The 14,607-nt window shown below is 75.1% G+C and carries 7 protein-coding genes; 6 read left to right on the top strand and 1 reads right to left on the bottom strand.

All coding sequences use genetic code 11. The annotated features are described in order from the left end of the window. Nucleotides 1-41 precede the first annotated feature (41 nt). A complete protein-coding gene (locus ABT123_RS26040) occupies nt 42-731 on the top strand; it encodes a helix-turn-helix domain-containing protein (RefSeq protein WP_351318901.1) in 690 nt (229 codons plus the stop codon). Nucleotides 732-1,181: 450 nt separating this feature from the next. Here the strand turns inward: ABT123_RS26040 and ABT123_RS26035 are convergent, their stop codons facing one another. Beyond that, nucleotides 1,182-4,028, bottom strand: coding sequence for a lysylphosphatidylglycerol synthase transmembrane domain-containing protein (locus ABT123_RS26035; protein ID WP_351318899.1), 2,847 nt, complete (start codon nt 4,026-4,028; stop codon nt 1,182-1,184). Nucleotides 4,029-4,168: 140 nt separating this feature from the next. Between ABT123_RS26035 and ABT123_RS26030 the strand changes: the two genes are divergently transcribed. From ABT123_RS26030 to nudC, 5 genes are all read left to right on the top strand, one after another. Next, nucleotides 4,169-4,498, top strand: coding sequence for an MGMT family protein (locus tag ABT123_RS26030; protein ID WP_351318897.1), 330 nt, complete (start codon nt 4,169-4,171; stop codon nt 4,496-4,498). Nucleotides 4,499-4,783: 285 nt separating this feature from the next. Beyond that, entirely contained in the window at nt 4,784-8,206 is a 3,423-nt protein-coding gene (locus tag ABT123_RS26025; RefSeq protein WP_351318895.1) for an ATP-dependent helicase, read from the top strand. 100 nt (nt 8,207-8,306) lie between these two features. Continuing rightward, nucleotides 8,307-12,083: an ATP-dependent helicase gene (locus ABT123_RS26020; protein ID WP_351318893.1), complete on the top strand. Its 3,777-nt coding sequence runs from the start codon at nt 8,307-8,309 to the stop codon at nt 12,081-12,083. A 10-nt stretch (nt 12,084-12,093) separates the two neighbouring features. Beyond that, nucleotides 12,094-13,512, top strand: coding sequence for a dipeptidase (locus ABT123_RS26015; RefSeq protein ID WP_351318891.1), 1,419 nt, complete (start codon nt 12,094-12,096; stop codon nt 13,510-13,512). Nucleotides 13,513-13,609: 97 nt separating this feature from the next. Further along, nucleotides 13,610-14,551 (top strand): NAD(+) diphosphatase, encoded by a 942-nt coding sequence (nudC, locus tag ABT123_RS26010; protein WP_351318889.1) that lies wholly within the window; start codon nt 13,610-13,612, stop codon nt 14,549-14,551. Nucleotides 14,552-14,607 lie beyond the last annotated feature (56 nt).

Here is a 14,607-nt window from a genome sequence, read left to right as displayed (position 1 = left end):
GGGTTCGGGCCTTCCGCCCGCGGCCGTGGTGACCTGGTGCCATGAACCGGAAGAAGATCACGGTCGGGATCGGCGAGGCGGCGGCGCTGACCGGCACGACCCCGGCGGCCCTCCGCCGGCAGCACCGCAGCGGACTGCTGCCGGAACCTGAACGGGAACCGGGGTACGGGTACGAGGACCTGGTACGGATCTTGTGGGCCCGGCGGCTGACGGAGCTGGGGCTGCCCCCGCACGAGGTACGGGAGGTCCTGGCCCCGGACGCCGGCCCCGAGGAGCTGCTGGCCCGGCTGGCCGCGGCGGTCCGCGCCCGGCGGCCGGAACCGGAGGCCGGACAACTGCTGGGACCGGCGGCGGCCCGGTTGGAGGCTGCGGGCCGGCACCTGCTGGTCCTGCACCCGAGGCTGCGGGTGGAGCAGGAGCGGCTGGAAGCGGAACTGGCGGCGCTGGCCGGAGCGGAGGCGGCGGACCCGCGGGTGGAGCGGCTGGCCCACGACTGGTTCGTGCACATCCGGGCGCTGGAGGCGGCGGAACGGGCGGCGTGCTTCCCGGAGCCCGACTTCACCGATGCGGAACCGGCCGCCGCGGGCCCGGCGCCGACGGCCCCGGGCCCCGGTCCGGCCGCGTCCGCCGCCCTCGCGGGGGAGATCTCCCCGGCCCAGGCCCGCGTGGCAGAGCTCCTGGACGCCCTGCTGGGCGCCTGGCCGGGCCCGGACCCCCACCCGGCCGACTGAGCCGGGCGCCGTGCGTCGGCCGTCCGCAGCGGCCCGCCCTCTTCGGCGAGGGCGGCGATCCGCGGCAGGACGGCGCGGAGCGAGACCCGCTCGGCCCGGCCCGCGTACACCCCGCCCGGCATCGGCTCGACAAGCCGGTCCACCGTCTCCCGGCCGAACCGGGCGGTGAGGGCGGGGGCCGGCCGGGTCCCCTCGGCGGCGGCGCGGGCGATGCCTTCGGGGGAGAACAGTCCGGTGCCGGCCAGGGCGGCCGGGTCGGCGGGGATACCCATGACGTGGCCGGCCGGCCGGCAGCGGGCGCAGTGCGCCGTGGGTCCGCCCGGCCGCGCAGCTGCCAAGGGCGGCCGGAAGCGCCGGAAGGGTGGTCAGGGTCGTCGGCTCCGGCCCGTGCGGGGCCGGAGCCGGTCCCGGGCCCGCAGGGCCCGGGGTGAACCGCGCGCCCGCCGGAGGCTAGATCGCTTCCTTGCGGGTCAGGAAGTTGAACGAGATCCACCCCGGCAGCACCGGCAGCCAGAACGTCATCAGCCGGAACAACAGCACGGCCGAGATCGCGATCTCCTTCTCCAGCCCCGCCGCGATCAGACCCAGGGTCAGCGTGGTCTCCACCGCGCCCACACCACCCGGTGTCGGCGCCGCCGAGCCGAGCGCGTTGCCCGCCAGGAAGACCACCGCGATGCTGGCCAGCGAGATCGCCTCGCCGCCCCCGAACGCGCGGATCGACGCGTCCAGGCACATCACGAAGCACCCGGTCAGCAGCAGCATCCCGCCGATCCCGGTCAGCAGCTTCTGGGGCCGCTGCAGCACGTCCAGCATGCGCGGCACCACGCCCGCGAACAGCGCCCGCACCCGGGTCGCCACGAACTTCCGCATGATCGGGATCGCCGTCACCACCAGCACCAGCACGGCCACCGTCAGCAGACCCGCGATCACCGTCCGGGACGGGGTCATCTCCTGCGTGTTCTCGGTGCCGGTCAGATAGCCGAAGGACAGCAGCAGCAGGATGTGGCTGCCCAGGCCGAACAGCTGCGAGGCACCCACACTCGCCACCGCCAGCCCCGGCCGGACCCCGGCCCGCTGGAGGAAGCGGGTGTTCAGGGCGACGCCGCCGATCGCGGCCGGTGCCACCAGCTTCACGAACGAGCCGGCCACCTGCGCGCACACGGTCCGCAGGAACGGCACCCGCTCCGGGACGAAACCGAGCAGGCTCATCGCCGCGGCGAAGTAGCTGAGCGCGGAGAAGGCCAGCGCCGCCCCCACCCAGCCCCACTGCGCCTCGCCGACGATGGTCCCGAAGTCGACGTGGGTCAGCTGCGACAGCAGGAAGTACGCGGCGAACGCGCCCGCGATGAACGACACCAGGGTGCGCGGCCTGATCCGCTCCAGCCGGGCCGGCTCCACCGGCGCCTGCGGCCGGATCAGCAGCACCTGGCGGCGGATCTGACTGAGCAGGTCCTCTTCCCGGGCCTCGTCCAGCGCCACGTCCAGCGCCTTCTTCTCCGCCTTCTTCTCGGCCTTGGTCTCCGCCTTCGCGGACTTGGGCGACTTCCGCGCCGCCGACTCCGCCTCGCGCTCCGCCTTCGCCCGCCGCGAGGACTCCAGCACCGCGTCCCGCTCGCGCTGCGAGCGCTCCCGCGCCAGCCGCCGCAGGGTCGCCCGGGTGGACCGGCTCAGCGCGATCGGCTGGAGCAGCGGCAGACAGCCCGCCACCGCGTCCGGGCCGAGCACCGACACCGCGGAGGCCACCGAGCGCTCCGCGCCGACCCGCAGGCCGAGGGTGGTCAGCAGCTGGGCGATGTCCATCCGCAGCACCAGATCGCCCGCCGCGATCTCGCCGCCGCGCAGATCGGTCAGGATCACCGTGCCGGAACGATCCACCACCAGGGCGTCCCCGGTGAGCCGGCGGTGCGCGATGCGCCGCGACTGGAGGTACCGCACCTGCTCCCACGCGTTGCGGCTCAGCTCGTCCGTGATCTCCTCGTCGCCGAGCGCGTCGAGACTGCGCCCGCCCAGGTGCTCGTACACCAGCATCACGGCGTCCGGGCCGAGCTCCGAGGTGGCGATCAGCTTGGGCGCGTTGGCCCCGGCGGCGATCGCCGCGTACGCGAGCAGCGCCTCCTGTTCCAGGGCCTGCCGCAGCGACTGGAGGCTGCGCCGGGTGGTGATGCCGCGCAGGGTGAGCCGGCGCCAGACCCGGTAGAAGAAGCCGTGCGCCTGCTGCTCGCGGTCGACCACGGTGACATCGAGCGGCGGGCCGTCCTCCAGGGTCACGTGGTAGCGGCGCCCCCGGTCGTTCTGTTCGGAGGAGTCGCCGCCCTCGTGGCCCTCCGCGCGCATCGCGCTGACCGGCTGGAAGCCGACCCGGCGCAGGCCGGCGAGGAGGTTCTGGCCGGTCGGCCGGACATTGGGGGAGCCGACCGCGTACAGCGTGCCGTAGGCCACGCTCCAGCCGATCAGCACGGTGAGGATGATCGAGAACGGTGTGGTGTAGCCGCTGACCAGCATCGCGAACGCGTCGAGCAGCAGGACCACCCACAGCGCCACCCGCCAGCGGGGCCGCTGGGTCATCCCGACGGCGGTCATGTACGCGATGACGGGCGCGAGGTAGCCGTGGACCGGGTCGGTGAGGGCTTCGCCGGCCCCGGTGGCCCGGGTGAGCGCGTCCTGGATGGTCGCGGGGGCGGCCTGGGAGACCCAGAGGTCGGTGGCCAGGGTGACGCCGTGGGCGAGGACGGCGGCGAGCACCCCGTCGGCGATCCGCAGGCCGTCGCGCTTGATCAGCCGTTCGATGGCGAAGGCGACCGGGACCAGCAGCACCGCGATGCTGCCCACCAGCCCGGCCACCTTGATCAGCAGCGGCGGCGCCTGGTCGGTGCCCGCGCTGATGTCGGCCTCCAGGCCGGCGGCGGTGCCGTGGGCGAAAGCGGCGATGGCGAGGACCAGGGCGATCCCCAGGACCCCGACGAGCAGCCGGACCAGGTCGGAGGGCCGGTGCACGCGGGCGGCGAGCAGCGGTTCGTCGATCTGGACGCGGTCGGCCGCGGTGTGTCCGTGCGGTGCGGCGGGCTGCTGCCCGATGCCGTCCGGCGCCGTGGGCGCCGCGGGGGCGGGGCCGGGCTCGGTCGGGCCGGGCACGGTGGCGGACGGCACGGTGGCGTTCGGCTCGGCGGGGCCCGTACCGGTGCCGCCCGGTTCCGTGGCCGGCTCCGTGCCGGACTGCGCCTCCGGCGCCGCGTCGCGCTGTGCGTCCGCGTCGTCAGGAGGGCTGACACCCCGCTCGTTCCCCGTCACTTCGGTCATCTCTTCTTGATCACGTATCACCAGTCACCGCCCGGACGATGGTGGCACGGACCGGTGGCGGGCCGGGGCACCAGGGTGCGTGCCCCTGCGGAAGAAATCCTTCCGCGCGCCCTCCGGACCGGTGCGGCACCATGTGCCCAATGAGCGACGAGTATCCCGGCCCGGCCGGGCTCCCCGACTACGCGGAACGGGTGCTGGAGGCTGCCGAGCGCATTCCGCCCGGCCGGGTGATGACCTACGGCGACATCGCCGAATGGCTGGAGGAGGGCGGCCCGCGCCAGGTGGGACGGGTGATGGCCCTCTACGGCGGAGCCGTCCCGTGGTGGCGCGTGGTCCGCTCCGACGGAGTCCTGCTGCCCGGCAGCGAACGGCGCGCGCTCGAGCACTACCGGGTGGAGGGCACCCCGCTGCGGGACTCGCCGGCCGGGCCGCGGCTGGACATGCGGCGGGCCCGCTGGGACGGCGGCTGAGGACTGGCTCACACGTGACAGCTTCCGTGATTTCGGGGCCGAGTGGGGGCACGTACCGACAGTCAAGAGCCCGTACGGGGGAGCCGGCGCCGCGGCGGCAGCCGGGCTGACCGCTGTGACCGGCGGAACTTCGCCGGGCGACCCGGTTGCCGTAGCGTTGCCTCTTCGCCACACGCAGACGCACACATCAGGACCGGACCGGCACCCCACGTGATCACCTCTCCTTCCCACGGCCGTACGCGGACACCCGACGCGTACCGGCTCGTGCGCGGCGGACCGGAACCCGTGGGTCCCCCTGTCCTGGACGCAGCACAGCAGGCGGTGGTTGACCACACCGCCGGCCCGCTGCTCGTCCTCGCCGGACCGGGCACCGGCAAGACCACCACCCTGGTCGAGACGGCCGCAGCCCGGGTCGAGTCGGGCACGGATCCCGGGCGGATACTGATCCTCACCTTCAGCCGCAAGGCCGCGGTGGAACTCCGCGACCGGGCCGCCCTGCGGCTGGGCGGCGCGCGGGCGCCGCAGGCCACCACCTTCCACTCCTTCTGTTATGCCCTGCTGCGCGCCCACCAGGACGCGGAACTCTTCACCGAACCGTTGCGGCTGCTGTCCGGTCCGGAGCAGGACGTGACGGTCCGGGCGCTGCTGGAGGGGCAGCGCGAGCTGCGGTCCATCCCCTGGCCGGACGACCTGCGGGCCGCGCTGACCACCCGGGGCTTCGCCGACGAGGTCCGGGCCGTGCTTGCCCGCACCCGGGAGCTGGGGCTGGCCCCGGACGCCCTGGCCGCGTTCGCGGGCCGCACCGGCCGCCCGGACTGGGCTGCTGCTGCCGCGTTCCTCTCCGAATACCTGGACGTCCTGGACATGCAGGGCACTCTGGACTACACGGAGCTGGTGCACCGGGCCGTGCTGCTGGCGGAGCGGACCCCGTCCGTCGCCTCCCTGTACGACGCGATCTATGTGGACGAGTACCAGGACACGGACGCCTCGCAGATCCGCCTGTTGCAGGCGCTGACGGCGGGCGGCGCCGGGCTGACCGCCTTCGGCGACCCCGACCAGTCGATCTACGCGTTCCGCGGCGCCGATGTGAACGGCATCCTCGACTTCCCGGCGTCCTTCCCCGGCGCGACGGTCACCCCGCTCACGGTGTCCCGCCGCTCGGCGGCGATGCTGCTGACGGCCACCCGGCTGCTGACCACCCGGATGCCGGTGCCCCGCCTCCCGGTGGCGGCCGTCCGCGCCCACCGGGAGCTCCGGCCGACGCGGGGCGGGGGCCGACTGGAGGTCTTCACGTACCCGACGGCCGGCGCGGAACTGGACAACATCGCGGACATCCTGCGCAGGGCGCACCTGGAGGACGGGGTGCCATGGCAGGACATGGCCGTCCTGGTCCGTGCGGGCGGGCGCACCTTGCCGTCGATGCGGCGCGCGCTGGTGTCGGCGGGCGTCCCGGTCGAAACGGACGGCGCGGACATCCCCCTCCGCCACGAACCGGCCGTCGCCCCCCTCCTGACAGCCCTCCGCCTCTGCGCAGAATCGGCCCTGACCCCCGTCGCCACCGCCTCCGGCGAAGCCGTGGCCGCGCAGCCGTCCGACGCCGACGCGTCCGACCCGAAGCTGCCGGGTCAGGTGGCGCGGGTCGTGCCCGGGTCGGGCGCCGGCGCCGTGGACGCCGGGCAGAGTCCGGAACCCGCCGCCGGGCCCGGCCCGGACGGGACCGACGAGGCCGCGCCCGCTCCGGGCGCGGAGCCGTCCGACGCCTTCGGCGCGGAGCTGCCGGCCGCCGACGCCGGCGCGGGCGCCGAGGGCCCCCAGCAGAGCCCTGAGGCAATCCCCGGGCCCGGGCCCGGTTCCGCCGAGGTGGCCATTGGGTTGCTTGGGTCGCCGCTCGGGGGGATGGATGCCGCCGACCTGCGGCGGCTCGGCCGCGCCCTGCGCGAGGAGGAGCGGGCCGGCGGGGTCCTCGTGCCCCCGCCTTCCGACGTCCTCCTCGCCCACGCCCTCGCCGAGCCCGAGCGGCTCATCGCCCACGACCCCGCCTACGCCCGCAACGCCCACCGCCTCGGCACCCTCCTCCGCAAGGCCACCGAGCTGCTCGCCGGCGGCGGCACCGCCGAAGAGGCCCTCTGGACCCTCTGGGACGGCACCCCCTGGCCCGCCCGCCTGGAGCGCAACGCCCGCCGCGGCGGCGCCGCCGGCCGCAACGCCGACCGCGACCTCGACGCGGTCTGCGCCCTCTTCGACACCGCCGCCCGCGCGGAGGAACGTACCGGCGGCCGTGGCGCGCTCAACTTCCTCGAGCAGCTCGAAGCCGAGGACATCGCCGCCGACACCCTCACCGGCAGGTCCGTCCGCCCCGACGCCGTCCGCCTCATGACCGCCCACCGCTCCAAGGGCCTGGAGTGGAGCCTCGTCGTGGTCGCCGGCCTCCAGGAAGGGCTGTGGCCCGACCTCCGCCGCCGCGGCTCCCTCCTCGAAGCCGACCGCATCGGCCTCGACGGCCTCGCCGAACCCCTCACCCCCGGCGCCCTCCTCGCCGAGGAACGCCGCCTCTTCTACGTCGCCGCCACCCGCGCCCGCGACCGCCTCGTCGTCACCGCCGTCAAGGCCGCCGCCGACGACGGCGACCAGCCCTCCCGCTTCCTCACCGAACTCGGCGTCACCCCCGTGGACGTCACCGGCCGGCCCCGCCGCCCCCTCGCCGTCCCCGCCCTGGTCGCCGAGCTCCGCGCCACCACCGTCGACCCGGACGCCTCGCCCGCCCTCCGCGACGCCGCCGCCCGCCGCCTCGCCCGGCTGGCCGCGCTCACCGACGACGAGGACCGCCCGCTGGTCCCCGCCGCCCACCCGCAGCGCTGGTGGGGCCTGTACGAGCCCACCCGCAGCAGCGTCCCGCTGCGCGACCGGGACCGCCCCGTCGCGCTCTCCGGCAGCGCCCTCGACCAGCTCGCGAACACCTGCTCGCTGCAGTGGTTCCTCGGCCGGGAGGTCAAGGCCGACGCCCCCGCCACCACCGCCCAGGGCTTCGGCAACGTCGTCCACGTCCTGGCCGACGAGGTCGCCTCCGGCCGCACCCCCGCGGATCTCGCCGTCCTCATGGAACGCCTGGACTCCGTCTGGGACGCCCTCGCCTTCGACGCCCCCTGGAAGTCCCGGCAGGAGAAGGAGAACGCCCGCGCCGCCCTGGAGCGCTTCCTGCGCTGGCACCACTCCGACCGGTCCGGCCGCACCCCCGTCGCCACCGAGCAGGACTTCGACGTCACCCTCGACGCCGGCGAGTACGCCGTCCGCATCCGCGGCTCCATGGACCGCGTCGAGGCCGATCCGCAGGGCCGCGCGTACGTGGTCGACTTCAAGACCGGCAAGAGCGCCCCGACCCGTGCCGAGGTCGCCCGGCACCCGCAGCTCGCCGTCTACCAGCTCGCCGTCCGCGAGGGCGCGGTCGACGAGCACTTCGACGGGGCCCGCCCCGAGCCGGGCGGCGCCGAACTGGTCCACCTCCGCCAGGGCTCGGCCGAGCCCAAGGTGCAGGCGCAGCAGCCGCTGTACGACGGCCCGTCGGGCGAGTGGGTCGGGGAACTCCTCGCCACCGCGGCCGGCCGGGTCCTCGACGAACGCTTCGCCCCCGCCACCGGCTCGCACTGCGACCACTGCACCTTCCGCTCCGCATGCAGCGCCCGCCCGGAGGGCCGCCAGACCGTCGAATAGCCGTCGAATAACCGGGCCCGGCCCTTGGCCCCCGGCCCGGCGGGCCCGGCGGCCTCCGCTCGCGGGCGGAGCTGTCGGTGGCCCCGGCTAGCCTTGACGGGTGTCCGGACGTGCACCCCGCCTCACCCATCCCGAGCAGCTCAAGGAGCTCCTCGGGATCCCCTTCACGCCCGAACAGACCGCCTGCATCACCGCCCCGCCCGCCCCCCAGGTGATCGTCGCCGGCGCCGGCTCCGGCAAGACCACCGTGATGGCCGCCCGGGTGGTCTGGCTGGTCGGCACCGGCACGGTCGCCCCCGCCCAGGTGCTCGGCCTGACCTTCACCAACAAGGCCGCCGGCGAGCTGGCCGAGCGGGTCCGGACCGCCCTCGCCCGGGCCGGCATCACCGATCCCGACCCGGCCCCAGTGGCGGACACCGCAGACGGCGTCGCCGGAGAGCCCCGCATCTCCACGTACCACGCCTTCGCCGGCCAGCTCCTCAAGGACCACGGACTGCGCATCGGCCTCGAGCCCAGCGCCCGGCTGCTCGCCGACGCCACCCGCTTCCAGCTCGCCGCCCGCGTGCTCCGCGAGGCCCCCGGCCCGTACCCGGCCCTCACCCGGTCCCTCCCCGACCTGGTCGGCGACCTCCTCGCGCTGGACGCCGAACTGTCCGAGCACCTGGTCGACCCGGCAGCCCTCCGCGCGTACGACACCGCCCTGCTGGACACCCTCGCGGACGCCCGGCTCACCAACGACGACCTCCGCAAGGTGCCCGAGGCGGCCCGCGGCCGGCTCGAACTCCTCGAACTCGTCGGCCGCTACCGCGCCGCCAAACGCTCCCGCGACCTGCTCGACTTCAGCGACCAGATCGCCCTCTCCGCACAGCTGGCCACCACCCGCCCCGAGGTCGGCGCGCTGCTCCGCGAGGAGTTCCGCATCGTCCTGCTCGACGAGTACCAGGACACCTCGGTGGCCCAGCGGCTGCTGCTCTCCGGCCTCTTCGGCGGCGGCACCGGCCATGCCGTCACCGCCGTCGGCGACCCCTGCCAGGCCATCTACGGCTGGCGCGGCGCCTCCGTCGCCAACCTCGACGACTTCCCGGAGCACTTCCCGCACGCCGACGGCACCCCGGCCGACCGCCACTCGCTCAGCGAGAACCGACGCAGCGGCGGCCGTCTGCTGGACCTGGCCAACCGGCTGGCCGCACCGCTCCGCGAGCTGCACGAGGGAGTGGAGGCACTCCGTCCGGCCGAGGGCGCGGAACACGCCGGCTTCGTCCGCTGCGCCCTCCTCGACACCCACGCGCAGGAGCTGGCCTGGCTCGCCGACTCCCTCGCCCATCAGGTGCGTACGGGCACCCAGCCCAAGGACATCGCGGTGCTGTGCCGCTCCGGCGGCGACTTCGCGGCGATCCAGGCCGCGCTGGTGGCCCGGGACGTCCCGGTGGAGGTGGTCGGCCTGTCCGGGCTGCTGCACCTGCCCGAGGTCGCCGACCTGGTGGCCGTCTGCGAGGTGCTCCAGGACCCGGGGGCGAACGCCTCCCTGGTCCGCCTCCTCATCGGCCCCCGGTGGCGGATCGGCGCCCGTGACCTGGCGCTGCTGGGGCGCCGGGCCCGGCTGCTGGTGGCGCGGGACGCCCGGCCCGCCGAGGACCCGAACCTGCGGCTGGCCGCGGCCGTGGAGGGAGTGGACCCGGCGGAGATCGTCTCGCTGTCCGACGCCCTGGAAACGTTCCTGGACGGCAGCGGAACCAACACGGCCAACACGGCCGATGACGGGCTGCCCTTCTCCGCGGACGCCCGCATCCGCTTCGCGCATCTCGCCCAGGAACTGCGCGACCTGCGCCGGTCCCTCGCCGACCCGCTGATGGACGTCCTGCACCGGATCCTGGCGGCCACCGGCCTCGACGTCGAGCTCGCCGCGTCCCCGCACGCGCTGGCCGCCCGGCGCCGCGAGACCCTGTCCAACTTCCTGGACGTGGCCGCCGGCTTTGCCGCGCTCGACGGCGAGGCCTCGCTGCTGGCCTTCCTCTCCTTCCTACGGACGGCCGCCCGGTACGAGAAGGGCCTGGACAACGCCCTGCCCGGCGGCGAGAACACGGTCAAGGTGCTCACCGCCCACAAGTCCAAGGGCCTGGAATGGGACGTGGTCGCGGTCCCCGGGCTGTACGCGGGAGCGTTCCCGAGCGCGCAGCCCCGCGAGGCCTGGACCTCCTACGCCAGGGTGCTGCCGCACGCGCTGCGCGGAGACGCGGCCACCCTCCCGGCGGACCCGCCGTGGACCTCGGCCGGTCTGAAGACCTTCAAGACCGGGCTCCGCTCCCACCAGTCCACCGAGGAACTCCGCCTCGGCTACGTCACCTTCACCCGGCCGCGCTCCCTGCTGCTCGCCTCCGGGCACTGGTGGGGGCCGACCCAGAAGCGCCGCCGGGGCCCGTCGGAGTTCCTGACCGCGCTGCACGACCACTGCGCGGCGGGCTTCGGCGAGATCGAGGCGTGGGCGGCGGAGCCCGAGCCGGACGCGGAGAACCCGGCGCTGGCGGAGAACTCCGCCCCGGACCACTCCTGGCCGCTCCCCCTGGACCCGGACTCCCTGCGCCTCCGCCGCGCCGCCGCCGCCCTGGTGGAATCCCACCTGGCAGCCCCGCCGCCCCCCGAGCCCGCGCCCGAGGCATCGGAGGAGTACCTCTGGCCCCCGGACTGCGAGGACCCGGCCTACGAGGAAGAGCTCTGGCCGGACGAGGACTGGGCCGAGGACCCCTGGGCGGAGCCCGCCACGGACCCGGTCCCCGGGCCGCGGTCCGCCCCGGACCCGGTCCCGGGCCCGCGGCCCGCTCCGACGTCCGTCCCGGACGCGTCCGCGTCCGCCGCTCCGGGCCCGGGCCCCGGCCCGCGGCCGGCGTCCGTCCCGGACGCGTCCGCCGCTCCGGGCCCGGCGGCCGGGGCCGTCGGCGCGCCGGACGGCGCGGCACCCCGCGCCGAAGGCGCGAACGGGGTCCGGGGCGGAGCCCCGGTTTCGGGATGGGGGTCCCCCCAGCGAAGCGAGGGGGAGGGCGGGGTGGGGGAAAGCCCCGCGCAGCGGCACCCCACCGTCCCCGCCCAGCCGCAGCCACAGCCCGACCCGCAGCCACAACCGCGCTCCGCCCCAGGCGCAGCCCCCGGCATGGCCGACCCGACACCCGAAGACGCCCGAGCCATCGCCTCCTGGGACCGCGACCTGGACGCCCTGGAAGGCGAGCTCCGCCGCGCCCGCGCCGCCGTACGGGACGTCGTGCTCCCCGCCGCCCTCTCCGCGAGCGACCTGCTCCGGCTCGCCGCCGACGAGCAGGCCTTCGTACGCGAACTCGCCCGCCCCATGCCCAAGCCCCCACAGCCCGCGGCCCGCCAAGGCACCCGCTTCCACGCCTGGGTCGAGTCCCGGTTCGACGATCTCCCGCTGCCCCTGCTCGACGTACTCGACCCCGCCGCCGACCTGCCCGGCTCCGACCAGGAAATCGCCGACGAACGCGACCTGGCAGCCCTGAAGGAGGCCTTCGAGCGCAGCCCGTACGCCGACCGCACCCCGCACCGGATGGAGGTCCCGGTACAGCTCACCCTGGCCGGCCGGGTCATCCGCGGCCGGATCGACGCCGTGTACCGGACGGCGGACGGCGGCTACGAGATCGTCGACTGGAAGACCGGCCGCACCGCCGAGGCGGACCCCCTCCAGCTCGCCGTCTACCGCCTGGCCTGGGCGGAAACCACCGGCACCCCCCTCGACCGGGTCACCGCCGCCTTCCTGCACGTCCGCAGTGGCCGCGTCATCCGGCCCCGTGACCTGCCCACCCGGGCCCGCCTTGAGAGGATCCTCCTAGGCAAAACGGACCCGGAAATCGACCAAGGACCGGACAGCTAGGCTCGTATCCATGAGCCAGACCTCGGACAACGCCGTCCGCGCGTACATCGATCAGCACCGCGCCGCCTTCCTCGACGACCTCGCCGACTGGCTGCGCATCCCCTCCGTCTCGGCCCAGCCCGAGCACGACGGAGACGTGCGGCGCAGCGCCGAGTGGCTGGCCGCGCGGTTCAAGGACACCGGCTTCCCGACTGCGGAGGTCTGGCAGACCCCCGGTGCCCCCGCCGTGTTCGCGCACTGGCCCAGCGGGGACCCGGCCGCACCCACCGTCCTCGTCTACGGCCACCACGACGTCCAGCCCGCCGCCCTCGCCGACGGCTGGCACACCGAGCCCTTCGAGCCGGTCGTCCGGGACGGCCGGATGTACGGGCGCGGTGCCGCCGACGACAAGGGACAGGTGTTCTTCCACACCCTCGGCGTCCGTGCCCACCTCGCCGCGACCGGCCGGACCGCCCCGGCCGTCAACCTCAAGCTGCTGATCGAGGGCGAGGAGGAGTCCGGCTCCACCCACTTCCGGGCCCTGGTCGAGGCCCGCGCGGCCGAACTGGCCGCCGATGTGGTGATCGTCTCCGACACCGGCATGTGGAACGAGACCACCCCCACCGTCTGCACCGGCATGCGCGGCATCGCCGACTGCGAGATCGAGCTGTACGGGCCGGACCAGGACATCCACTCCGGAGCCTTCGGCGGCGCCGTGCCCAACCCGGCCACCGTGGCCGCCCGGCTGGTCGCGGCCCTCCACGACGCCGACGAGCGGGTCACCATCCCGGGCTTCTACGACAACATCGCCGAGCTGACCGACGCCGAGCGCGAGCTGATCGCCGAGCTGCCCTTCGACGAGGCCGAGTGGCTGCGTACGGCCAAGTCGTACGGGACCCTCGGCGAGGCCGGGTACTCCACCCTGGAGCGGGTCTGGGCCCGGCCGACGGCCGAGGTCAACGGCATCGGCGGCGGCTACCAGGGCCCCGGCGGCAAGACCATCGTGCCGGCCTCCGCGCAGCTGAAGCTGTCCTTCCGGCTGGTCTCGGGCCAGGACCCGTACCGGGTCGAGACGGCCGTGACCCGGTGGGTCGAGGAGCGGGTGCCTGCCGGGATCCGCCACTCGGTGACCTTCGGCGCGCCCACTCGGCCCTGTCTGACCCCGCTGGACCACCCGGCGCTGCAGTCCGTGGTCCGGGCCATGGGCCGCGCCTTCGGCCAGAAGGTCCGCTTCACCCGCGAGGGCGGTTCCGGACCGGCCGCGGACCTCCAGGACGTCCTGGGCGCACCCGTGTTGTTCCTCGGCATCTCCGTACCGTCCGACGGCTGGCACTCCCCGAACGAGAAGGTCGAACTGGACCTCCTCCTGAAGGGGGTGGAGACCGCCGCGTACCTGTGGGGGGACCTCGCGGAGACCTGGCCGGCACCGCCCGCCGCGCCCTCCGCCTGACCGCCCGCAACCGCCACCCGCACCGAGCACCACACACCGAGCACCGCATACCGCACACCCGAACCAGAGTCTGCTGCCTGTCCCACCAACGGGGGAGTTGGAAGTACCTGTGAGCATCTCGACCGAGCGGCCCGTCTCACTCACCGCGCCCGGCGGAATCGACCGCGCCGCGCACCACCGCCTCGACGAGGCATGGCTGGCCGCCGCCTGGAGCCACCCCACCACCCGGGTGTTCGTGGTCTCCGGCGGTCAGGTCCTGATCGACGACACCCCGGACGGCGGGACCGGGATCGTCATGACCCCCGCCTTCGAGGCGCCGCTCACCGAGACGCACCGCTACTTCCTCGGCACCGACGACGACGGCGTCAGCTACTTCGCGCTCCAGAAGGACTCCCTGCCGGGCCGCATGGACCAGCAGGCGCGGCCCGCCGGGCTCCGCGAGGCGGGCCTGCTGCTGCCGCCGCGGGACGCCTCGCTGATGGTGCACGCGGTCGCCCTGGAGAACTGGCAGCGGATGCACCGCTTCTGCTCCCGGTGCGGCGAGCGCACCGTCGTCGCGGCGGCCGGCCACATCCGCCGCTGCCCCGGCTGCGGCGCCGAGCACTACCCGCGCACCGACCCGGCCGTGATCATGCTGGTCACGGACGAGCAGGACCGCGCCCTGCTGGGCCGCCAGGTGCACTGGCCGGAAGGCCGCTTCTCGACCCTGGCCGGGTTCGTCGAGCCCGGTGAGTCCATCGAGCAGTCCGTGATCCGCGAGGTGTGGGAGGAGGCGGGCGTCCGGGTCGGCGAGGTCGAGTACGTCGCCAGCCAGCCCTGGCCCTTCCCGTACAGCCTGATGCTGGGCTTCACCGCCCGCGCGGTCTCCTCCGAGATCAACGTGGACGGCGAGGAGATCCAGGAGGCGCGCTGGTTCTCCCGGGACGACCTCCGCATCGCCATCGAACGGGGCGAGGTCCTGCCGCCGTCGGGCATCTCCATCGCCGCCCGCCTGGTCGAGCTCTGGTACGGCCGGCCGCTGCCGAGGCCGGGCGCCTGACCGCCTGACCCGCCGTACGTACGGCAGCAGGCCCCCGCCTCGGCGGGGGCCTGCTG

The organism is Streptomyces sp. NPDC002054 (genome assembly GCF_040296685.1).
Taxonomy (GTDB): domain Bacteria; phylum Actinomycetota; class Actinomycetes; order Streptomycetales; family Streptomycetaceae; genus Streptomyces.
Note: the sequence above shows the minus strand (reverse complement) of the source record. Positions and strands in the feature narration are given on the sequence as shown.